At 38.4% G+C, this 21853-nt stretch carries 25 protein-coding genes; 3 read left to right on the top strand and 22 right to left on the bottom strand.

The genetic code is table 11. The features are described from left to right. Positions 1-40: 40 nt before the first annotated feature. The 13 genes from AC3A54_RS18085 to AC3A54_RS18025 all read right to left on the bottom strand — a co-directional run bounded on the left by AC3A54_RS18085 (position 41) and on the right by AC3A54_RS18025 (position 11948). A complete protein-coding gene (locus AC3A54_RS18085; protein ID WP_487655559.1) occupies positions 41-829 on the bottom strand; it encodes a 2-keto-4-pentenoate hydratase in 789 nt (262 codons plus the stop codon). Further along, the gene (dmpG, locus tag AC3A54_RS18080) at positions 826-1860 is read right to left on the bottom strand and encodes a 4-hydroxy-2-oxovalerate aldolase (RefSeq protein ID WP_487655558.1); all 1035 of its coding nucleotides are present in this window, start codon (positions 1858-1860) and stop codon (positions 826-828) included. The genes AC3A54_RS18085 and dmpG overlap by 4 nt, the downstream gene beginning before the upstream one ends. Before the next feature lie 25 nt (positions 1861-1885). Further along, on the bottom strand, positions 1886-2782 hold the full coding sequence (locus AC3A54_RS18075; protein WP_487655557.1) for an acetaldehyde dehydrogenase (acetylating): 897 nt from the start codon (positions 2780-2782) through the stop codon (positions 1886-1888). Between the two features lie 14 nt (positions 2783-2796). Further along, positions 2797-3570, bottom strand: coding sequence for a 2-keto-4-pentenoate hydratase (locus AC3A54_RS18070; RefSeq protein WP_487655596.1), 774 nt, complete (start codon positions 3568-3570; stop codon positions 2797-2799). 270 nt (positions 3571-3840) lie between these two features. Then, positions 3841-5310 (bottom strand): aldehyde dehydrogenase, encoded by a 1470-nt coding sequence (locus AC3A54_RS18065; protein ID WP_487655556.1) that lies wholly within the window; start codon positions 5308-5310, stop codon positions 3841-3843. Then, the gene (locus AC3A54_RS18060; RefSeq protein ID WP_487655555.1) at positions 5300-5776 is read right to left on the bottom strand and encodes a RidA family protein; all 477 of its coding nucleotides are present in this window, start codon (positions 5774-5776) and stop codon (positions 5300-5302) included. The genes AC3A54_RS18065 and AC3A54_RS18060 overlap by 11 nt, the downstream gene beginning before the upstream one ends. A gap of 19 nt (positions 5777-5795) precedes the next feature. Beyond that, positions 5796-6806 (bottom strand): amidohydrolase family protein, encoded by a 1011-nt coding sequence (locus AC3A54_RS18055; RefSeq protein WP_487655554.1) that lies wholly within the window; start codon positions 6804-6806, stop codon positions 5796-5798. Next, positions 6791-7330 carry a 3-hydroxyanthranilate 3,4-dioxygenase gene (locus tag AC3A54_RS18050; RefSeq protein ID WP_487655553.1) on the bottom strand — a complete coding sequence of 180 codons (540 nt, stop codon included), beginning with the start codon at positions 7328-7330 and terminating at the stop codon, positions 6791-6793. Before AC3A54_RS18050 ends, AC3A54_RS18055 begins: the two co-directional genes overlap by 16 nt. 16 nt (positions 7331-7346) lie before the next feature. After that, positions 7347-7541, bottom strand: coding sequence for a tautomerase family protein (locus AC3A54_RS18045; RefSeq protein ID WP_487655552.1), 195 nt, complete (start codon positions 7539-7541; stop codon positions 7347-7349). 4 nt (positions 7542-7545) lie between these two features. Further along, positions 7546-8112, bottom strand: coding sequence for an NADPH-dependent FMN reductase (locus AC3A54_RS18040; RefSeq protein WP_487655551.1), 567 nt, complete (start codon positions 8110-8112; stop codon positions 7546-7548). Positions 8113-8136: 24 nt separating this feature from the next. Next, positions 8137-8700: an FAD synthetase gene (locus AC3A54_RS18035; RefSeq protein ID WP_487655595.1), complete on the bottom strand. Its 564-nt coding sequence runs from the start codon at positions 8698-8700 to the stop codon at positions 8137-8139. Positions 8701-8731: 31 nt separating this feature from the next. After that, positions 8732-10210, bottom strand: a complete 1479-nt coding sequence (locus AC3A54_RS18030; protein WP_487655550.1) for a 4-hydroxyphenylacetate 3-hydroxylase family protein — start codon at positions 10208-10210, stop codon at positions 8732-8734. Between the two features lie 373 nt (positions 10211-10583). Beyond that, positions 10584-11948: an MFS transporter gene (locus AC3A54_RS18025; protein WP_487655549.1), complete on the bottom strand. Its 1365-nt coding sequence runs from the start codon at positions 11946-11948 to the stop codon at positions 10584-10586. Positions 11949-12375: 427 nt separating this feature from the next. On the opposite strand from AC3A54_RS18025, the gene AC3A54_RS18020 reads away from it, so the two are divergent. Together AC3A54_RS18020 and AC3A54_RS18015 are read left to right on the top strand one after the other, a co-directional pair. After that, the gene (locus AC3A54_RS18020) at positions 12376-12969 is read left to right on the top strand and encodes a Crp/Fnr family transcriptional regulator (protein WP_487655548.1); all 594 of its coding nucleotides are present in this window, start codon (positions 12376-12378) and stop codon (positions 12967-12969) included. Beyond that, positions 12966-13622 (top strand): Crp/Fnr family transcriptional regulator, encoded by a 657-nt coding sequence (locus AC3A54_RS18015; RefSeq protein ID WP_487655547.1) that lies wholly within the window; start codon positions 12966-12968, stop codon positions 13620-13622. Before AC3A54_RS18020 ends, AC3A54_RS18015 begins: the two co-directional genes overlap by 4 nt. Before the next feature lie 58 nt (positions 13623-13680). On the opposite strand, the gene AC3A54_RS18010 is transcribed toward AC3A54_RS18015, so the two are convergent. Next, the gene (locus tag AC3A54_RS18010) at positions 13681-14487 is read right to left on the bottom strand and encodes a rhamnogalacturonan acetylesterase (RefSeq protein WP_487655546.1); all 807 of its coding nucleotides are present in this window, start codon (positions 14485-14487) and stop codon (positions 13681-13683) included. A gap of 14 nt (positions 14488-14501) precedes the next feature. Here AC3A54_RS18010 and AC3A54_RS18005 point away from each other — a divergent pair, with 14 nt between their 5' ends. Then, entirely contained in the window at positions 14502-14909 is a 408-nt protein-coding gene (locus tag AC3A54_RS18005) for a YczF family membrane protein (protein WP_487655545.1), read from the top strand. Here AC3A54_RS18005 and AC3A54_RS18000 read toward each other — a convergent pair. From AC3A54_RS18000 to AC3A54_RS17965, 8 genes are all read right to left on the bottom strand, one after another. Beyond that, positions 14810-15880, bottom strand: coding sequence for a GerAB/ArcD/ProY family transporter (locus AC3A54_RS18000; protein ID WP_487655544.1), 1071 nt, complete (start codon positions 15878-15880; stop codon positions 14810-14812). The genes AC3A54_RS18005 and AC3A54_RS18000 overlap by 100 nt on opposite strands. A gap of 62 nt (positions 15881-15942) precedes the next feature. Then, positions 15943-17127, bottom strand: coding sequence for a Ger(x)C family spore germination protein (locus tag AC3A54_RS17995; RefSeq protein ID WP_487655543.1), 1185 nt, complete (start codon positions 17125-17127; stop codon positions 15943-15945). Further along, positions 17117-18655 carry a spore germination protein gene (locus tag AC3A54_RS17990; RefSeq protein WP_487655542.1) on the bottom strand — a complete coding sequence of 513 codons (1539 nt, stop codon included), beginning with the start codon at positions 18653-18655 and terminating at the stop codon, positions 17117-17119. Before AC3A54_RS17990 ends, AC3A54_RS17995 begins: the two co-directional genes overlap by 11 nt. A gap of 165 nt (positions 18656-18820) precedes the next feature. Further along, positions 18821-18985 carry a hypothetical protein gene (locus AC3A54_RS17985; protein WP_487655541.1) on the bottom strand — a complete coding sequence of 55 codons (165 nt, stop codon included), beginning with the start codon at positions 18983-18985 and terminating at the stop codon, positions 18821-18823. Positions 18986-19058: 73 nt separating this feature from the next. Beyond that, positions 19059-19295 (bottom strand): hypothetical protein, encoded by a 237-nt coding sequence (locus AC3A54_RS17980; protein ID WP_487655540.1) that lies wholly within the window; start codon positions 19293-19295, stop codon positions 19059-19061. 198 nt (positions 19296-19493) lie between these two features. Beyond that, entirely contained in the window at positions 19494-20198 is a 705-nt protein-coding gene (gene chbG / locus AC3A54_RS17975) for a chitin disaccharide deacetylase (protein WP_487655539.1), read from the bottom strand. Beyond that, entirely contained in the window at positions 20191-20505 is a 315-nt protein-coding gene (locus AC3A54_RS17970) for a PTS lactose/cellobiose transporter subunit IIA (RefSeq protein ID WP_487655538.1), read from the bottom strand. The genes chbG and AC3A54_RS17970 overlap by 8 nt, the downstream gene beginning before the upstream one ends. Before the next feature lie 22 nt (positions 20506-20527). Continuing rightward, positions 20528-21841 (bottom strand): 6-phospho-beta-glucosidase, encoded by a 1314-nt coding sequence (locus AC3A54_RS17965; protein ID WP_487655537.1) that lies wholly within the window; start codon positions 21839-21841, stop codon positions 20528-20530. Positions 21842-21853 lie beyond the last annotated feature (12 nt).

The raw sequence follows: 21853 nt of genomic DNA, 5'->3' as shown, positions 1-21853 counted from the left end.
ATGACCTCCAATCTTCCATTACTAATAGTGATTACCTATATTATTTACAGGAGAATGAGACACTTCCTAGGTCTGCAAACTGTGCGACAATCGTATCACCCGATTGAAAGCTTATCGCTTCAGTTATCGCACCACTAAGAACGATGTCGCCTTTCTTTAGGCCTAATCCCTTTTCTCCAAGCTTATTCACAGCCCATGCAACAGCAGTGGCTGGATGGCCTAAAACAGCTGCGCTAGACCCAACTGTAGCTACCTCTGAATTCTTAGACATATATACGCCAATTTCTTTCAGATTTAGGGCCTCTGGTGATACCCACTTGTTTCCTACAATGAATTTGGAGGACGAACAGTTATCTGCTATCACGTCAACAAGTGTAAATTTAAAATCTAAATAGCGGCTATCGATAATTTCGATAGCTGGTGCTACATATTTAGTTACTCGTAATATGTCCTCGGCTGTCACAGAAGTACCTTGGATGTCTTCCTTCATCAAGAAGGCAATTTCAGGTTCTGCCTTCGGATGAATAAACTCGCTAAATTGTAACGGTTCCCATTCAGGTGCAAGCATATCATCCATTAAGTAACCATAGATCGCTTCATGGACACCCATCATCTCCTGCTTCGCCTTACTAGTTAATCCGAGCTTGACACCAATTCGGCGTAATCCTTCTTGTTTTTTTCGTTCGATTAATTTCTGCTGTATTTCATATGCCTGTTCAAATGTGAGGGAAGGATAACTAGTGGTAATTTTTTCAACTTCTCGTTTTTCCTTTTCTGCAGCTAATAGGTATTCAACAATTTCTTGTTCTGTTCCTTGCATCAGTGTCATGATTGAACCTCCACTTTTTTCTTATTGGCCATTTCAGCCGCAACATCAAGAATCATATCCTCTTGACCTCCAACGACCTTTCTTTTGCCAAGTTCAAGCAAAATATCACGTGGATCGAGGTTAAATCGTTTACTTGCACGTTCAGCATGAAGGAGGAAGCTGGAATAGACACCTGCATATCCCATAACTAAACTCCCCTTACTAATTTCCTGTGAGCCAGGAATTAAGGGCTTTACAATATCCTCAGCAAGATCCATCATTTTGTAAATATCAATTCCCAAATCGATTCCCATTTTGTTTAATACCGCAACCAACACTTCTGTTTGTGTATTTCCTGCACCGGCTCCTAAACAGCGAACACTTCCATCAATACGAGTGGCTCCTTCTTCAATCGCAACCAGCGTATTGGCAACGGCAAGTGATAAATTATTATGAGCGTGAAAGCCAATTTCAATATCTAAAGACTCTCTAAGGGCACGGATTCGTTCGCGAACTTGATGCGGTAATAGGGCACCAGCGGAATCCGTCACATAAACTGCTTGTGCACCATAGCTCTCCATGAGTTTGGCCTGTTCCACTAATTTTTCAACTGGTGCCATGTGGGCCATCATAAGGAAACCCAATGATTCCATGCCAAGTTCTCTTGCCATTGCAATATGCTGTGCGGATACATCTGCCTCTGTAACGTGGGTTGCTACCCTTACCAATCCAGCCCCAAGTCCGTGAGCTTGTTTCAATTCATGGACAGTACCTATTCCAGGAATCAGCAATACGGCAATCTTTGCCTGTTTTGATTCCTCTACAGCCGCTTCGATTAATTTCATCTCATTTACCAATGAACGTCCGTACTGTAGTGTTGATCCACCTAAGCCATCACCATGACTCACCTCAATATAATGCATTCCTGCACGATCCAAAGCACGCGTTACCGAACGTACTTGTTCCTCTGTGTATTGGTGTGCAACAACGTGACTACCATCTCGCAAACATACCTCGGTAATTTTGATTGGCAGGCCATTATTACCATTCATCTTTCTTTTCCTCCCCTTTAATTAATTAATCCAATTTAGCAGTTCCAACTGTTTTTTGTTCCAATTGGGCACGTGCGAAATCTTCAGCTACTTTTGTCGCTGCAGCTGTCATGATGTCTAAATTGCCTGCGTATTTCGGAAAATAATCTCCCGCACCTTCCACTTCTAAGAACACCGTTACTTTATTTCCATCAAATAATGGCTCTTGTTTTAATCGATAACCAGGGACATATTGCCTTACAGTGTCTATCATTTCATTAATAGATTGGAGAATGCGGTCCTTTTCCAAATGTTTCACTTCGCAAAAAACAGTATCACGCATAATTACAGGCGGTTCAGCTGGATTTAAAATAATAATTGCTTTCCCTTGATCAGCTCCCCCAACCTCTTCAATCCCTCTTCGGGTAGTAATGGTAAACTCATCGATATTTGCCCTAGTTCCCGGTCCTGCGCTCTTGCTGGAAATGGTAGCTATGATTTCTGCATATGTAACATCTGCCACACGGTTAATAGCATGAACGATCGGAATTGTCGCTTGACCGCCACATGTGATCATATTTACATTTGATTCATTTAGATTACTATCAATATTTACAGCAGGGCATACAAATGGACCTCTAGCAGAAGGAGTAAGGTCAATGGCATGTTTCCCTAATTCTTTTAATATTTTGGCATGTCTAACATGTGTTTTAGCAGAAGTAGCATCAAAAACGATGTCTGCAAGATCAGGTGAATCTACTAATGCCTGAATTCCATTTGAAAAGACTTGAAGTCCTCGGTCCTTTGCACGTTTCAAGCCATCCGATTCTCTGTCAATCCCAATCATGGCCGTTAATCCTATCCAATTACTTTTTTCAAGCTTATACATAAGATCCGTACCAATGTTACCAGAACCAATAATTGCCGCTTTTATTTTTTCCATGATTAATACCTCCCCTACTCAAATGTGACTGAAACGGTTCCCATTGGGCCAAATTTTGCGGTAATCGTATCGCCAGCGTTTACTGCAATGGCACCAGAAAGCGCCCCAGGAAGAATGAGCTCACCTGCTTTTAGGTGAATACCAAATTCATGCAACTTATTTGCTAACCAGGCCACTGCTTGTGCTGGATGGCCAAGTGCAGCTGTTCCGGACCCGGTAGCCACAAGCTCTTCATTTTTATAAAGAACCATTCCTTGCGTTCGTAAATCCAGGCCTTCAATCGTGGTTAACTTATTTCCGACGACAACTCTTGCTGATGATCCATTGTCTGCCACTGTATCAACCAATTTAATTTTCCAATCTGTTATTCTACTATCAATAATTTCTATAGTAGGCACCACATATTTTGTAGCCATTAATACATCGAGATAATTTACATTTGGTCCTACTAAGTCGTGTTCTAGAATAAAACCAATTTCTGCTTCCACCTTAGGACTTATGAATTCAGCTATTTTCACCGTTTCACCATCTGCTATTTTCATATCATTTAATAGATGGCCGTAATCTGGTTCGTTAACACCAAGCATTTGCTGCATCGCTGCACTTGTAAGACCTACCTTCTTCCCAATAACCTCGTGCCCTTCTTTTATCTTTTTATCAATCACTTCGAGCTGAATACGATAAGCATCCTCCACATTCAACTCAGGAAAGCGCTGTGTTAATGGAGCTACTGAATATTGATGATTTTCTGCATCAAGTAATTCATGAGAGATCGATTCTACTAAAATTTCCAATTGAACTGCACCTGCCTTTGCTATATTTATAGATAAGCTTTGTTAAATTTGTCTGTTGATTTCCGCTCCAGGCACTTCGCTTTCCGTGGGCGTTTCGGCGAGCCTCCTCGGCGCAAGCGCCTGCGGGGTCTCCCCTGACCCGTACTCCCACAGGAGTCTTCGTGCCTTCCGCTCCAATCAACAGGTTAGAAAAATCAACACTGTTCTTAAACACAACCTATATATAAAAAGTGGCCAATATTAGCCACCTTATCACTTTCCATCTTATAATTTCATTGTTATGGTCTTGGCCTCTGTATAAAACTCAAAGCTGTGGCGGCCGCCTTCCCTTCCAATCCCGCTAGCCTTTGAACCTCCAAATGGAGTTCTTAAATCCCGATAATACCAACAATTGATCCAGAACAAGCCTGAATTAATTTGGGCAGCTACACGATGGGCACGTCTTAAATCATTTGACCAAACCACGCCCGCTAGGCCGTAGATAGAATCATTAGCTATTTGAATAGCCTCTTCTTCCGTTTTAAACGGAATGACTACTAAAACTGGGCCAAAAATTTCTTCTTGAGCTACTCTCATTTTATTATTCACATCATAGAGTACCGTCGGCTCGTAAAAATTCCCCTGCGTTAATCCATCTACTCGCTTGCCGCCAATTGCAAGCTTTGCACCTTCTGCAATTCCAATTTGCACATAATCGTCAACAGTTTCTAAATGGCTTTTGGATATAACCGCCCCCATATCGGTACTCTCATCCAATGGGTCACCTACTCTGATTTTCTTAACAGCTGCTACAAATTTTTCGAGGAATTTATCATAAACGGATTCCTGCACTAACAATCGTGAACCAGCTAAACAGATTTCTCCTTGATTTCTAAAAATTGCCTCAATGGAGCCCGCAACCGCTTCGTCTAAATCTGCATCTTCAAATACAATATTGGCCGATTTTCCACCTAATTCTAATGATACGGGGATTAACTGTGAGGCTGCATTTCTCATAACCGTTTTACCCGTTGAACTTTCCCCAACAAAGGAAATTCTACGAACGTTAGGATGAGTAGTCATTGCGGTACCTACTGTTCCACCTGGTCCTGTAAGTATATTCAACACTCCTGGCGGTAATCCTGCTTCATTGGCAATTTCACCTAACATGACTGCACTTAGGGGAGTATAGCTTGCCGGCTTTACAATTACCGTATTTCCTGCAGCTAAGGCAGCAGAAGCTTTCCATGTCATTTGCATAAAAGGTAAATTCCAAGGAATGATTAAACTTGTTACACCAGCAGGAGCATATTTTGTATAGCTCATATGCTTGGATTGTTCATAATGCTCATGATGAATATATTTAGCCATTTCAGCGAAAAATCGTAAATTGGATGCTGCTCTAGGAATATCAAAATCTCTGCTTTCTTTAATTGGTTTGCCTACGTCTAAGGTTTCGATTAAAGCTAGCTCATCTACACGTTCCATCACTAGATCAGACATACGGCAGAGAATTTTTGCTCGCTCTTCAACTGGCATTTGACTCCAAATACCACTTTCATATGTTCGTTGTGCAACTTGTATAGCTCTTTCTACATCCTGTTCACTTGCACTTGCGACTGAAGCTAACTTTTGATTGGTTGCTGGATTAATAGTGTCAAAGGTTTCTCCTGAAATGGCATTAACGTATTCCCCATTAATAAACAGCTTTGCGTCATTAATTTGTAGTTGTTTTTCAAGCAATTTACTCATCATGTTCACCATCCTCGACCTCTAGAATCATCTCAACCTCAACTGTGTTATTGTGGGGCAACTGTGCCATCCCTACAGCAGATCTCGCATGCCTGCCCTTTTCTCCAAACACTTCAACCAATAAATCGGAGGAGCCGTTCATTACTTTAGGCTGAGCTGTAAAATCAGGAGTACTGTTGACAAACCCAAGAATTTTGACAACCCGTTTTACTTTGCTGAGATCACCCAGTTCATGTTTAACAACTGCTAAAAGATTAAGCATGCACTGTCTCGCGGCCTGATACCCAACCTCTATAGATACATCTTCACCAAGTTTTCCACGGTATTCATCTGTACCCTGACCTGAGGTGAAAATAAGATTCCCTGTCCGAACACAGCTTACATAATTTCCAGAAGCGGGACGAAGAGGCGGCAACTTCAAACCAAGACTTGCTAATTTCTCTTCTGGTGTCATCACTTTTTCTACCATCTTCTCATCTCTTTTCCTGCTAGATTAGTTGATTAACCGGTAAGTTTAAGAATCGTAATGCGTTTTCACCTAACATCGCTCTTTTCTGAGCTTCGGTAAGTGTTAAGGTATCATCTATGATCTTCCCTGGTGGAGTTTCTCTGAGTAAGAATGGATAGTCTGAACCCATAATGACTTGTTCTGCTCCAAATTTTTCAACTAAAAATTTAATATTCACCGGGTTATTGACGATTGAATCATAGAAAAACTTCTTAGCATAAAAACTTGGAGGCTTTTCCGTCATCTGCAAGTGCGGCCAAACATTCCAACCATGATCAAGTCGTGGAAGGATGTATGGCAGTGAACCGCCGCCATGAGAAAAACAAATTTTTAGTCCTGGAAATTTCTCAATAACTCCACCGAGGATGAGACTTGCAGCCGCTAAAGCCGTCTCACTTGGCATTCCTACTGTATACATTAAGTTGTGGGAAGATAAGCGATCTCTACCCAGTGTTTCCCATGGATGAACAAATATCGGTACATTCCATTTATCACACATGGCAAAGAAGTCTATTAACGATTCATCATCTAAATTTTTTCCGTTTATGTTGGAACCAATCTCAATCCCTTTTAAACCAAGCTCATGAATACAGCGGTCCAATTCACGATTAGCTGCCTCCACATTTTGCAAAGGAACTGTTCCCAAACCAATAAACTTCGTTGGATGCTGTGAAACTGTCTTTGCGATAAAATCATTTTGAAATCGAGCCATGGCTACTGCTTCTTCTAGTGGGGCCCAATAAGAAAAGGTAACAGGAATAGGCGATAAAACTTGAATGTCTACATTTTCTTTTTCCATATCACTAATTCGTTTGTCTGGGCTCCACACTTGATCAGTCACTTCTCGAAAAACTTTGCCAGCTACCATAATATTGGCACCACAAGAACAGGTTGGCTGAAGTACAGGCCATCTATCATTTTGGTACTTAGTTGCAAAGTCCGGAAAATTTTCAGGGATAATATGTGTATGAAAATCTACTCGCATTTCCATTCACTCGCTTCTTCTGGCATGATATGTCCACAGTTCTTACATGTACGAAGTTCTAGACTTCCATTAAAACCGTTGATCGCTTCTTTCACTTGAACCTCAATATTCGTCAATTGAACGGTAACTCGGTGCACTTCATGGTCACATTCATCACAGAACCAAACAAAATCCTCTAATTCTCCTGTAGCTCTGTCTCTTTCGATAACAATACCGATTGTATCAGCCACGCGATGTGGGGAATGTGGTACATTCGCTGGCAGGTGGAAAACTTCTCCTTCTTTGACGGTAATGACTTCTCGCTTTCCCTCGTTATTAATAATCTCAACGTAGCAGTCACCCTTTAATTGATAAAAAATCTCTTCTGAAGGGTCCACATGAAAATCACGTCGTTTGTTCGGGCCACCGATTACCATAAACATTAACTCTGAATCCTTCCAAACGACTTTGTTATTAACTGGCGGCTTTAGTAAGTCCTTATTTTCTTCAATAAATCCCCATAGGTTAATTGGTTTTAATGTTTTTGACATGAATGATCGTCTCCTCTCAATTTTCAGGTGAGCTAGATTTAGGGATTCCCCCAACTATCCAATTTTCTGATGGAATTTCATATAAAAGAATTCGGATTTTGTCATGTGGAACACTAAGATTCTCTGCTATGACATCGGTGATATCTTTCACTAGCTTCTCTTTAATTTTTGGTTCTCTGCCTTCTAATATTTTCAGTTCTACTATTGGCATAGTCTTAGTGAAATACCCCTGTTAATTTTTCTTCTGACGATTTTAATGCCTCCTGCATGAAGACCACTTCTTTGGCTAAGCCTGAAATTCTTGATAGAACATCAGAATCAATGATTTCATTTTCTTTGTTAAAATGATCATTATTAACGTAAACATACCCAGGTGCTACAAACGCCCGAAAAAATCCTGCAATTGGTTTCAATTGATTTTCGATCACAAGGTAGTGCTGATACGTTCCGCCGGTTGCAACAAACCCCATTACTTTATTGCGAAAATCCTTTGGATTAATCAAATCAAATAAATTCTTGAGAGGACCTGATAAAGATCCTTGGAAAATCGGTGTACCGATAATATAAAAATCAGCCGAATGAATGGCTTCAAGAACTTTTTTTGTGTCATCGTTGTAGGATGAGGGATTTCTCCCATCACAGAATTGGACGTCATAATCTCTTAAATCCAAGAGTTCGACTTCAACATAAGGATTGTATTTCTTTGCTTCCTCAAGTACCTTTTGGACAACAATACTTGTCTTCGCCCCAATAATAGTGCCTGAAATTCCTAGTAGTTTCATATAGTAAAAACCCCCGTTTAATACTTAGCAGTTATTACGTAGTATTTGTTTTTCTATTCCTGCTTGCCAACCCAGCAATGAGTAGGACTGCTGAAAATCTCCTTCAGAAATAAGCTGGCGGATTCTTGTAGATGAAATAAGTTTGCCGCTATTACAGAAGACAGGTGACGCTACATTTATCGAAAAATACTTTTGTAAAAGACTAACATCACCTTTTCTATCTTTACCAAAATGAAAATCGGAACCAACCGTAATTTCAATTGGATTAAGTTTTGATAATTCACAGATAAAATCCTCAGGTGGGCGAGTGGCGTACCATTCATCAAAGCTGGCAACAACCACATAATCTACACCTAACATCGAGATCCTACCCAACTTTTCCTCAATAGGAGTTAAGGTTTGAACGCTCTTAAAAAAATGTCGAGGAGGCGGATCGAATGTATACACTACACTGGGAACATGAGAAATCCGGCTTTTTTTCACCGCCTGCTTAATCACAGCTTGATGTCCTTTGTGGACCCCATCAAATGCACCTATGGCAATAACAGAACCTGATAGTGTCAGGACTCCATCTTTTAGCGTTTGAATCGTTCACACCCCCTCGTAAAATTTATAAGTTTTATAAGCTTGGAACTTCATTTTTTCGTTCAAATATTTTCATAGCTTCATCAACAAGCTCAAAAGAATTTTTCCTTTTATGGTTGTTATAGAAAATCGCTCTTTTACGAATTGGGTCCCCAGTATAATAGCGTTCATATTGAAGAAGCCTTTGACCAAATGCCTCGCCGCATAAATCCCACGCAAGTTTAAAGAGATGAACGCGCACTTCCGCAGAAACTCCTTCTCTTCCAAGATAATACTTCTCTAAATCCTCCCGTAATTCTGGATTCTGGAAATCGGCATCTGTAGGAGACATCAATAAACCTCCCGCACCAATAATTTGCATGACCTCAATGGCACGTGGATACATTTTTGGCAGCAGCCCTCTGATGGTTTCAAGTGGTGCATAGGCTGGCATGACCTCGCCAGATGGCAACACTTCATATTCATATTCTGCAATCCGAAGCAAAGCCCTAATGGTTTCAACCGATTGAACTAATTCTCCTAAATCATTTTGAACATTTAGGTATCCATCTACGCCAATAGAGTCAGCTATCTTACAAGCCACCTCAGTAGCAAATTGAAGCTTAATTAAGCCTCTAACACCCGACTGATGTGCTGGTTGCTGCCCAATTCCAGTCTTTGGATAAAGTAGATTAGCAGCTTCAACATTGTTATAAAGAAATACTCGATCCCATGGGACTAAAACATCGTTAAATACTAGGACTGCATCCATTTCTTCGAATCTCGATGCTAATGGATGGTCGTAAACGGATCGTTTACCGTCTTGCATGGCTTCACGACATAAAATGCGAAGACCTGGTGTATCAAGTGGAAGAGCAAAGGCAAGCGCATACCGCTCATCCCCTGGTTTAAACCCAGGAAAGGAATAAACAATCACTTCGTCAGTTATCGGGGCAAGAGTTGCTAACATTTTGGCTCCTCTGACAACTAAACCATCTGGAGTTTCTTTCACTGCACCTAAGTGGGTAAACATATCCTGTTGCTCATGCGAAGATTTACTCCTGTCATTTTGAGGGTTAATAATCGCATGAGTTAAAAACAAGTCATGATCGCGAACATGCTTGAAATAGGCTCGAATGTTTTTCCCCCATTCAGGATTATATTTATCCAAGAACTCTGAATTGCTCGCCATGGAAGTAACCACGACATTTAGGAAATCAGGCGTTCTTCCCATTAAACCAAATGTTGCTTTGGCAAATACCTCAAACGTTTTTCTTCGAGCATCTAAATCTTGATAACTTCTAGGCACCAAGAATGCATTCGAGATTCTTTCACCAGTTTCTTCACAAATATGAGTAATGTCCTCTTGATATTGAGAATCATGCTGTAAATCATACAGCTTTGCCATTTCAAGAATAGGTTGATTGAAAACAGGCTCTTCAAAGACATTATTAATTCTTTTTCCCGATAACCAAACTTCTGGATTTCGGGCTTTTAGTGCTTCAATATACTGTGCTCCCGTGCGAATTCCCATAAACATCCTCCTCTAATTTCATATTTTCATTATAAAACTGACCATTTAGTCGAATTGTAGTCTAATTAACATTTTTCTGAATAAATTTAATTTTTTATTTTTTTGAATGACAATGTTAAATTTGTCTGTTGATTTCCGCTCCAGGCGCTTCGCTTTCCGTGGGCGTTTCGGCGAGCCTCCTCGGCGCTTGCGCCTGCGGGGTCTCCCCTGAACCGTACTCCCACAGGAGTCTTCGCGCCTTCCGCTCCTATCAACAGGGTATAAAACTCAACAACGTTCTTTAACACAGACTATTTTTAAATAATAAAAAGCACCTCATTCTCCTCTTGAAAAAAGGAATGAGGTACTGGTGTAAAATATGTGTAAATTGTCCCTAGATTTTCATTTCACCTTTTTTAGGGATGAACATGATGGTAATAGATGCCAAGACTCCCGCAACAGCAAAGAGATAGAAATTAAGGGAGAAATCGAAATTTGAGCTCATAAAAAAGCCAATAAGAATTGGGCCTGAAATAGCTCCGATTCGGCCAAATCCTAATGCCCATCCTAATGCAGTGGCACGGTTTTCTGCTTCGAAATATTTTGAAATATAGGCATTTAAAATAAGTGTCGTCCCGATTGTTCCAAAACCTGCAACTCCCACTAAGCCATACACTAATAACATCGAAGATTTTATACTTAATAATGCTATTGAAACACCTGCTAAGAAATACGAAAGACTGATAATCTTTTTTGAACCAAAGCGGTCTGCAGCAGTTCCAGCTATTAGAGCACCAATTGCTGCAGAAAGGTTTAACATAAGTAAAAATCCTAAGCTTGGGCCAAGTGGATATCCAGCTTCTCTCATCATTTTCGGAAGCCATGTACTTAAACCATAGATCATTAATAATCCTAAAAAGAAGGTTACCCAAAAAAACATAGTGGCTCGGATATTCTTTCGTGTAAAAAGACTTGCAATTGCCGCAAATTTTTCCGTTGTTCCTTTACTCTCAACCCTCATATTGTTTTGAATAAAATCATTTGGAAGATGAAATTTTTGGGCTATACTTTCAGCAGCAGCAAATTTTTTCTTTGCATGTAAGAAACTGATTGACTCTGGAAGATATTTAATAACAAAAGGTATAACCAATATTGGAGTGACACCGATCCAAAACATTAATCTCCAACCATAATCCTCTAAGAAGAACATTGAGAATAATGCACCAAGAACGCCCCCAATTGGATAACCTGTATACATAATTGCATACAGCTTGGAGCGATGTTGTACAGGAGAATACTCGATTGTTAAAGCGGATGCCGTTGGTATAACCCCCCCCAGACCAAGACCGCCTATAAAACGAAAGATCCCAAACATTTCTGGTGAAGTAGAAAGAGCAACTAAACACATTGAAAGGGAAAATAACCCAATACAAAAGATTAAAGTTAGCTTGCGGCCGATCATATCTGTAAGTGTACCAACAAATATTGCACCGATCAGCATTCCCATAAGTGCATAGCTTCCGATCGCTCCAGCTTGAGCAGGGGTCATACTCCATTCTTTGTACTCCATTAATGATGGTAAGACAGCACCATAAATTCCTAAATCATATCCATCTGCTAACATCGCAAACCAGCATAAAACAACGACAAGGAACGTTGCTCTAGGTATACTCTTAAGTGTAAGTTTCGTAGTGTTTTTCCCTAGTTGTTGTTCATTCTTTAAATTTTCAGTAACTACTGACTGTACTTCCTGGTTCATCCAACCATCCCCTTTTTGAATTTAATCACATAGTCACTTATGCTTATTCTAGGTTGAACAAACTTACGGTTTAGCCCCCTTTTTATCTAATTTCAATTCTAGTTTTTTTCTCCCATCCATTGTTTAACAAAAGGAATGGAAGGAGATTGATATAGCTGAATATTTAGAATTCAACCAAATCTATATTGATTTTATATTTTAATTCTTTTACACTATTGTTAAGCTGTTAACATTAAAAAACTTTTTTTCTACCAATTGTTATGAGATTTTAACAATACAAACCAAGTAATCTATAATAAAATGTAAGCGTTAACAAAAAAAAAAAAAACAATCTAAACTGATTTTCTCTACCTAAGCAATTAAATTACACTTAGGAGTTGATTTGGTGGCAATCCTGTTTGACAGTGATATAAATTGGGAGTCATGTTTGAATTTAGGTACAAGGAAATTTTTTAAAGAAAAAACTTGTATTTACGAGCAGGGCACAACAGGGGACGGATTTTATTTTATACAACAGGGATTAATTAAAGTAACGACAACAACTGCAATTGGAAAAGAGCGCTTGTTAAACATCGGCATACCTGGACAGCTATTAGGTGTTCAAGCAATGGACCATCAGCCCCACTTTACAACGGCTACAGCTGTTAATGACTCTATTCTCTATTTCTTTTCATGTGAGCATTTTCAAAAACTAATAAAATACCAACCCTCCATATTAAATATGTTTATCAAAACCGTCATTCATAAAATGCACATTCTTGCTGATAAAATATATTTAGACACTCTTTTACCTGAACAACAACTCTCTGTCATCCTTCTGAATATTTGTTATGAATTTAAGAATTTTGAAGTTCCCCTCACACAACAAGACCTGACGAAGTGTACAGGATTAACAAGAATCACCATATATAAAATATTAAAACAATGGAAAGAAGAAGAAATAATAGAGATACATGGTAAGAAATTCATTATAAAAAAACCAAACGAATTAAAAAAACTGCTCGGGAAGGTGATGATATGAAAAACCTTAGATATGCATGGAGTCCGTATATAAAATATGGAAAAAAACTTCAGACAGAGGAAAATTCAGTCGTTTACCACCAGGGAAGTGTAGGGCGAGGATTTTTTTTCTTGTCTTCTGGGGGAATCAAAATCACACTTCTATCTCAAGAAGGAGTGGAACGAACAGTTAATTATGTTCCAGAAGGGATGTTGTTTGGTGAGCATGGGGCTAGAAAGGAAAATTATTTAACTTCTGCGATCACAACCTGTCCATCTGTAATCTATCATTTTTCGGATGAAGCATTAGTAACTATTTGTACCGAGCACCCTGAAGCCGCATGTATTTTTACCAATTCACTAATCTATAAATTTAGGATATTAGCAGAAATTATCTCCTTTCTTAACTCTCCTGTTGAACAACAGATGGCCCATTATCTATTAAAGCTAATTAACGAAAATGGGAGTTTTTCTATTGACCAAACCTCATTTGCCCGATACATAGGTACCTCAAGAATCACAGTAAATAAAATACTGAACAAGTGGAAAAATCAAAAGCTCATCCGATTATCCAATCGAACGATAGACATTCTGGATATTAATCATTTAAAAAACATTCGAGACTCAGGTGCCACTCACATTTCGAATTTGGATATTTTAATGTTAACAATGTAGCGATTAAGAAAAGGCAGACTCATAGTTATATGGTCTGCCCTCTTTATTTTAGTCAAGCTTACTTCTTTAAGATGTGGTTACTAAGTGGCACAAGCATTGATTCTTCAATTCCATTGACCACCAGACGTGCAATTTTCTTAGCACCATTTTCCTGAAAATGGGTATTATCCTTGACACCATTGGGATAATTCATATTCTCTTGGGCATCCAGCCATAAAAAGACATCCTTCGTTTTTTCTGGTCCAAGCTTTTGGAACAAAGCATGGCTTTTTGAAGTAAGGTCGATGACTGGTACATGTTCTTCTAATCCGAGTTCCTTCATCGCAGCCGGATATTCACCGTGTGTACTGCTTAGCACGCCTTTTTCTGTAAAATATCTTCGTTCAACTGGTGTCACAAGGACAGGAATAGCCTGTTTGGCACGGGCAGCATCAATATATTGTTTTAAATAGTTTTTATAGGTTGAATTGGGCTCTGTATAACGGGAAGGATCCTTTATTTTTTCATCATTATGTCCGAATTGAATAAAGAGGTAATCTCCTTTTTCAATCTGATTAAGAATCTGTTTAAGTCGCCCTTCATCAATAAAACTTTTGGAGCTCCTGCCAGGTGTTGCTTCATTTAATACAACCACTTGATTATCGAAGTGTTTTTCAAGGACCTGTCCCCACCCCGCCCTTGGTGTTAACGAACTTGAGTAATTAGAAACAGTCGAATCCCCTGCTAGAAAAATCCTTATTTGCTTTTTATCCGAGTTTACTTTCTCTGCCGATTTAGATTTAGCAAAATTGTTTCCAAAGATCAAACTGATAACTAAGAATAACAATGAAAACAGCACCAAATTTCCCTTAAAATTTTTCTTCATGATACTCCTCCTAGATGCAAAACTTCTTATATTTTCCCCAACGTGTCTTATCTGGGATAAATTTGGTAGGTTGTCAAATAATAATAAAAAATATTAGATTGGTGATCACTTTGAAAAAAACATTCATTTCCTTGCTTTTATTTTTCCTCGTAATTGCCCTCGCAATTTTAATGGATATGATTCAAGGTCTTGGTTTTAATGAAATTTTACATTCATTTATTAAAATTGGCCAGCAAATATCTGGAGAAGATTATGTAATCCTGTTAATTTTTTCCTTCCAGTTATTTTTTCGAAGGTTTTTAATTACATTAAAAAGCAACCATTATGAAGAAATGTCCATCTTTGCTTTTAGTTTTCCTTTTAAAAAGGCAATGACTAATAAAAAGATAGGTATTACTATCTGCAAAGGAAGATGTAAGTAATACGGTACAACCATTAAGCCTTCTTCAATGTGCTCAATATAACCATGTGCGATGATTTGCGAACTAATTAAAACCATCATTCCGATAGGATAGATCATTTTTTTTTGTTGTTTAATATCAAACAGATCCGCAGCACCGAGCAAAGCGCAGAAGAAGAAAACAGTTATTTTTACAAATCCTAATATGACCATACTAATAATCACCAAAATATCTAACCTCTGTACGAAACCAGCAATATTAATATAACTTACAGCTGTTAGGATAGGAAAGGCAGAACGTTCCATAATATTTGAACCAACGATGGCAATATTCATAAATGTAAATAAAGTTAAAACCATACCACTAAGAAAAATAGCAGTAATTCCAATTTTTCTAGCGCTATTTTGTTTATTTAAGTAAGGCAAGAGCATAGTAAAAGCAACCATTTCACCGAAAGGGAAGGTCATAGTAGTTGGAAAAAGTGTTTTAAATATAGGGCGCCATCCATATTCTAATATAGGACGAATATGGTTTAACTCGACAATTCCACTTGCAATTTCAAATAAAATGAGGAGAAGAAACATAATTACGATAATGAATAGGCAAAGCTCAGAAATGCGAAAAAATACTTCCAATCCTTTGTAGGCTGCATACATCACACATAAAACCATGATGATACCGACTGTCAATAGGGTACTTTGCCTGTAAGCGGTTATCACTAATAGTGCTTCAAAATCACGCAATACGCGAGAAGCTATGTAAATAAAATATACCACATACAATAGTCCTATGAACCAACCTAAGTAGCCGCCGAGGATTTTTCGAAGATAACTTGTCAGTGGTAACGAAGGATATAAGTGAAAAAGCTTACTATAAACAAGATATAGAATACAGCCGAAGACAATGCCAAATAAAACAGTTATCCATGCATCCTGCTTTGATTGTCTAGCCAATCCTAGAAGAATGGCACTGCCTAATTCGAATAAAAACATGACACTAAACAACTAAAATCCGTTAATCTTCATCTGTCTCATCTTGTATTTCAGCTCCTTGATCAATAAGGGTAAGGCTTGATTCTCATACCGGTCCTTTCTATATCCACTTTTACAGTTACATTTACTTTTGCTTCTGAGAACAACTCTTTCCATTGCCGCTTAGATTTGTTCCATTTCTTAACATTTGAATAATGTAAGATTTCACCAAAACCGAACACATCACTTTTCACTTTTTGGGCAGAAATAATCCCTTCTTTTATTTCCTTTTGCAACTCCCTTTCAGCTTTATGCTCATATTCTCTCAGCACTTTATGTTTACTTATATCCTTGTTACATAACAATTCGGTTATAGAACCTGAAGCATCTACGTCAATTGTGATAATAGCTTGATTATTTATTATGTCTACATTAGAATGACTTTTCAAGCGGTTTATAACAATGGTGTTATACCGTTTTTCATCACAGTGAATTCTCAAGTTCGTACTTTTTATCTTGTTTTGAATGACCTGAATAGATTTTGTCTTTTTTCCATCCAACCATCCTACAAGTTTTCCTTTTCTAAACATAGCTACCCCATTAAGTGTTACGTATGCCTTTTGCATATCTTCTAAATTGGCTTTTGTCGTACCCTTTTTCTTGTTCCCTCTAACACTAATCCCATTTATGGCTGGTTCTGAGCCCAAATTGGATAGGTTTTCAATTACTTTGTAAATTCTTGTTTCACCGTATTCCCCAGTAGTATCAAAGGCATTCTTCACTTTTCCAACAATCGTTCTCACTGGAACTTTATCATTTGAAGGTAGTATATCCATGGTAGTTTTTACATTTGCGTCACGTGCAATTAGGACAGGGACATTCACTCGGACTCCTGCATCTCGCTCAAATACGTCGAATATAAAGTTTAAACTTTCCTTTTTTGCCAATTGTTCTCCAATAATAACTACCTCAATGTGAGAATTAATATTCTTTCTAGAAAATAGTCTTGACGTATTGTATGCAGCTTCAGAAAGGGTTTTCCCTGTAGAAATATAGCTGGTAACTGGTGTAGCACCAGAACCTGACGATTGGGCAACATTTTCACTTGGATTAATGGATTGGTAAGTGATCTCGTATTGTTTTTTACCTGGAATATAGTCGATTCCCAATCCAACAACTATGGATATTTCATTTATTTCTTTGTAATTAGAGCACCCTGTTAGAGTACCAAATAAGAAAATGATAAGGAGCCACAATTTATTTCTCACCTGGATCACCCTCTATAATCTTCATTCTGACTTTGTTCCCTTTTTTTGAAGGAGATGGTCTGTTAACCATATTTCGTATCGAAAAGCGAAAGAATACATCCTTTTGTTCTGTGAGTTTGAATGGTGCGATTGGAGAAAGGTATGGAAGTCCAAAAGATTTCAAGCTACACATATGCATCCCAATGATAAGAGAAGCTATTAGCAAACCATACAGCCCCGCATACGAAGAAATGATTAATAACAGAAATCGAAGAACTCTTGCTGCAATACCGAGACTGTAGTTTGGAAGTGCGAAACTAGCAATTGCGGTAACAGAAACAATAATAACCATAGCAGCAGAGACAAAGCCTGCCTGTACAGCAGCTTGTCCTAATATCAAAGCACCTACAATAGAAAGGGCTGGGCCAACAGCCCTGGGCATACGAATTCCCGCTTCCCTTAGGACTTCGAAGGTCATTTCCATGAGGAAGGCTTCGATTATTGCAGGAAAAGGAACTGCCTCCCGTTGCGCTGCAATACTTACCAGTAGAACCGTTGGTACAAGTGCCTGATGGTGTGTAATCATGGCAACATACAATCCAGGTGCATAAAGAGCTAAGAAAAAAGCACCAAAACGTAAAATCCGTAAAAAGCTACCAATGTACTGATTTTGATAATAATCCTCTGGTGACTGGAATAATTGTGTAAAAGTTACAGGGACGATTAGAACATATGGTGTACCTCCGATAAAAATAGCCACACGCCCTTCAAGTAAATTGCCTACTACCACATCTGGGCGTTCTGTATTTTGTACAGTCGGAAACAGTGAAGGCTGTTTGTCCTGAATAAAGCCTTCAATATACGATGATTCCAGAATGCCATCTATTTTAATTTTTTGAAGGCGTTTTTTGACTTCAATAACAATTGATTCCTCTGCAATGTTTTTGATATACATAATTTCCACTGCTGTCTGAGTCACTTCTCCAATTTCAAACGCTACTAAGCGTAAATTCGGACTTTGAACCCTGGCTCTTATCAGTGAAGTATTTGTGCGGAGATTCTCTGTAAAGCAGTCTTTTGGTCCCCGTATGACTGTTTGGGTTGACGGTTCACTAATACTGCGTGATTGAATTTCTTTTGTATCAAATATGAGAGCATTGGTATCATCGTCAATTAATATAACTGTGTTTCCAGAAGTGATCGAGTTAAGGATGTCCCCAAAAATGTGTTTTACTTTAATATTTGAGATGGAGATGGTTTGTTCCAACTCATCTCTTAATACTTCAAAATCCAGTTTGGCTTTATAGGATAAGAGAGGTTCTATTATATGTTCATTTATATCTTGTGTATTTGATATGCCGTCAATATAAATGACACCAAATACATGAACCCCTTTATGCTTAATTAATCGAACGATTAAGTCAGAGGCTTGACCTAACTCTTCTTTTATTCGAGAAACATTTACATTAAGGTCGTTAACTAAAGGCTCGTCGGAAGACATTGAATTACTATAGCTAAGTTGCTGTTTCATGCGGGCTTTTTTCCACATGGTCTCTCTTCCTCCACTTCCTTTAGATTTTTTATTTATTTACCAATTAACCCTAATTTATGTAATATGTACCCAACAAAAATAAACCTGTCCTTTAAATGAAGAGACAGGTTTTACTAGTTTAATAATTTTTATTTTTACTGAACTCCTAAATCTTTTTTGATATCAGATTTTTCCTTCGCTATCTTGGATGGTTACATTGGAACCGATTTTTGTAAAGTCTGTCTTAATCAAAGTTCCATCTGGATTTGAGAAAGATTCCGGATGGATATAGCTGATGACACTTGAGAAGTTTGTCAGAATACTAATAGGCGCAAAATAACAAATCATGATGATCCATCTGAAATGTATCAAGTTCCATTTGACACCAACTTTGCATTTACCAACGATGATAATAATCCGATTAGCTCAAAGGCTGTATATAAACAATATACCCTTCATAAATGCCTTTTTCAGCTGTTGCTGAAATCAAAAGAGATACGTTTCTAGTAACATGACTGTTTGCTGGTACTTTAACAGACAAATCGGTTTTTATTTCAACACCATTCTGTAAAGCATCTTTTGCCCCTCTTATTCCTGTTTGAAAATTTATCTTAACATTAAAGTTTTTTGCTTCTTCTCCCTTGTTCTCAATTGTCACTTCTAGGGAATCGTTAATATTTTTCCCGTTAAAAGCAATATTGCCGAAGCTAATTGCCCCCGTATCTTCCTTCGAAAAAAAATACTATACGAATTGTACATGATTAAAAGACAAAAAACCCCCTTACCTTAATGGATGCCCATAAGTAAGGAGGCTATAATGTTCTCCATAAACCACCATCTGTTAATATCCTGTTAGTTATACCAACATTATGTTTTCTGGTAAAGTAACTGATTGAAGAATTTCTAACTCTGTTAATCTTTGAAAAGTATAGGATGATCCAGTTAATAGGGTATTATCCAAGTATGCTGGGTGACACATCACTTCAACTGTTAATCCATCATTCATACGGTCATTCAGCTTTGCAAAATAATCTGCCGAAACACCATCAGAATAAAAGTCGAATAAAGCTATGTCTGAAAAAGAGTCCACTCCTTCAATAGCCAGGCTTCCGTTCTTCCTTACTGGCAGCCCGTATTTATTTGATAAACTTTTTACCACTGGAACCAATTCTTTTAAGGTATGAACATGATGATGACTATCCAAATGTGATGGTTTAAGACCTGAATGGATCATTCGGTCTATTTGTGCAGTCCACTCTCTTTCCAGTTCACCTAGCGAAATATCCAATGGATTTAGGGCAGAATAGGACTTAAAAACCCCATTATCATCAACCAATGATGGTACATTTTGTGCTAGTGGTTTCCCACATGTTATTACTAGATGAATACCTACACGCAATTTTGGATATCTCTTGGCCAATTGAATCGCATGTTCTGTCCCATCCATGTTCATCATCATCGTGGTAGAATTGACAATCCCATACAAATAGCTGTCAATGATTCCATAGTTCACTCCGTTACTTAAACCAAAATCATCTGCGTTAACAATTAATTTAATCATGATGTATTCGACTGTATAGCTCCACTACCTCTGTAGCTAATTCCTTCATGGTTATTGCATTCATTAAATGATCCTGTGCATGGACCATTAAAAGAGACATCTCTGTTTTATCGCCTCTAATCTCTCCTTGAATGAGTGTAGTTTGGATATGATGTGCTTCATTCAAGGATTGGTCTGCTTCGCCTAGTTTCTCTCTCGCACCCACAAAGTCCCCTTGTTTGGCTGACTGAATGGCCTCCATCGCCGCACTCCTGCCATTTCCCCCATGCAGAATAATTTGAAAGATTACTTGCTCTATATTCTCCATTCTCTTCCCTCTTTTTTGATTATTAATGAAACTGCGGTAGGTAATCCTTATGTGCCTCAAGCATTTCATCTAAAATGACTTTTGCTACCCGGTCACTTGGTACGAGAGGATTAATTGTCAGTGCCAGTAATGCTTTATCATAATCCCCACTAATGGCCGCTTCAATGGCTACCCTTTCAAAGGATTTCATTTGTTGAACAAGTCCGCGGATTTGAATTGGTAACTCTCCCACTGCAATTGGCTTAGGCCCATTCTTCGTAATCATACAACTGAGTTCTACAGCAGAATCATATGGGAGACTTGTAATAGCACCCTTGTTTAATGTATTAACAGCCTGTATGTCACGTTTATCTGTATACATCGAGTGGATTAACCTAACAGCTGCATCACTATAATAGGCACCACCTCTTTTCTCTAATTGAGGAGGCTTAATTGCTAACTGTGGGTCTTTATATAACTCAAACAGCTCTTCTTCCAGCTTTTTGACAACCTCTGCCCGAATGGTGCCTTCTTTAAAATTTTTCAATTCTTTTTCCAGCATATCTCCAGATTTATAATAGTAGTTGTGATATGGACACGGAAACACATCTAACGCCTTCAAAAACTCTGGCTCCCAGCCCATCGAATGAATATTTTGCATGGTTATACTTTTTTCGGGGTCATTTATTAACGAAATCACTTGATCCTTAACGGATTCCCCATCAACAAACACATCTAGTCCGTACACCATGTGGTTTAATCCCGCAAAATCAATTCTGACTCTACTATGTTCCACTCCTAATAATTTCGCTACGCCCATTTCCATTCCAATAGGTACATTACACAGTCCTACTACTCTATTAATATTGCTGTAACGCAGTACTGCCTCCGTAATCATACCAGCTGGATTGGTAAAGTTAATAAGCCATGCATTCGGACAAAGCTCCTCCATTTCCCGGCAAATATCTAGAATAACAGGTATGGTTCGAAGTGCTTTAAATAAACCGCCTGGCCCATTAGTCTCCTGCCCTAATACTCCATACTTTAAAGGGATACCCTCATCCTTTTTACGTGCCTCTAGCAAACCCACTCGAAATTGAGTGGTTACGAAATCCGCAGACTTTAATGCTTCATTTCGATCTAACGTTAAATATATTTTTATCGGAACACCTGCCTTTTCCACCATTCTTTTTGCAAGGTTCCCTACTATTTCAAGCTTTTCTCTTCCTTCTTCTACATCAACCAACCATAATTCACGCACGGGTAATTCGTGATAATATTTGATAAATCCTTCTATTAACTCAGGGGTATAGCTCGAGCCACCACCTATGGTAACTATCTTTAAACCATCATTCATTTTTTACACCTC

It is taken from the genome of Neobacillus sp. Soil_C_43, from assembly GCF_057656715.1.
This window is presented reverse-complemented; position numbering and strand designations above follow the sequence as displayed.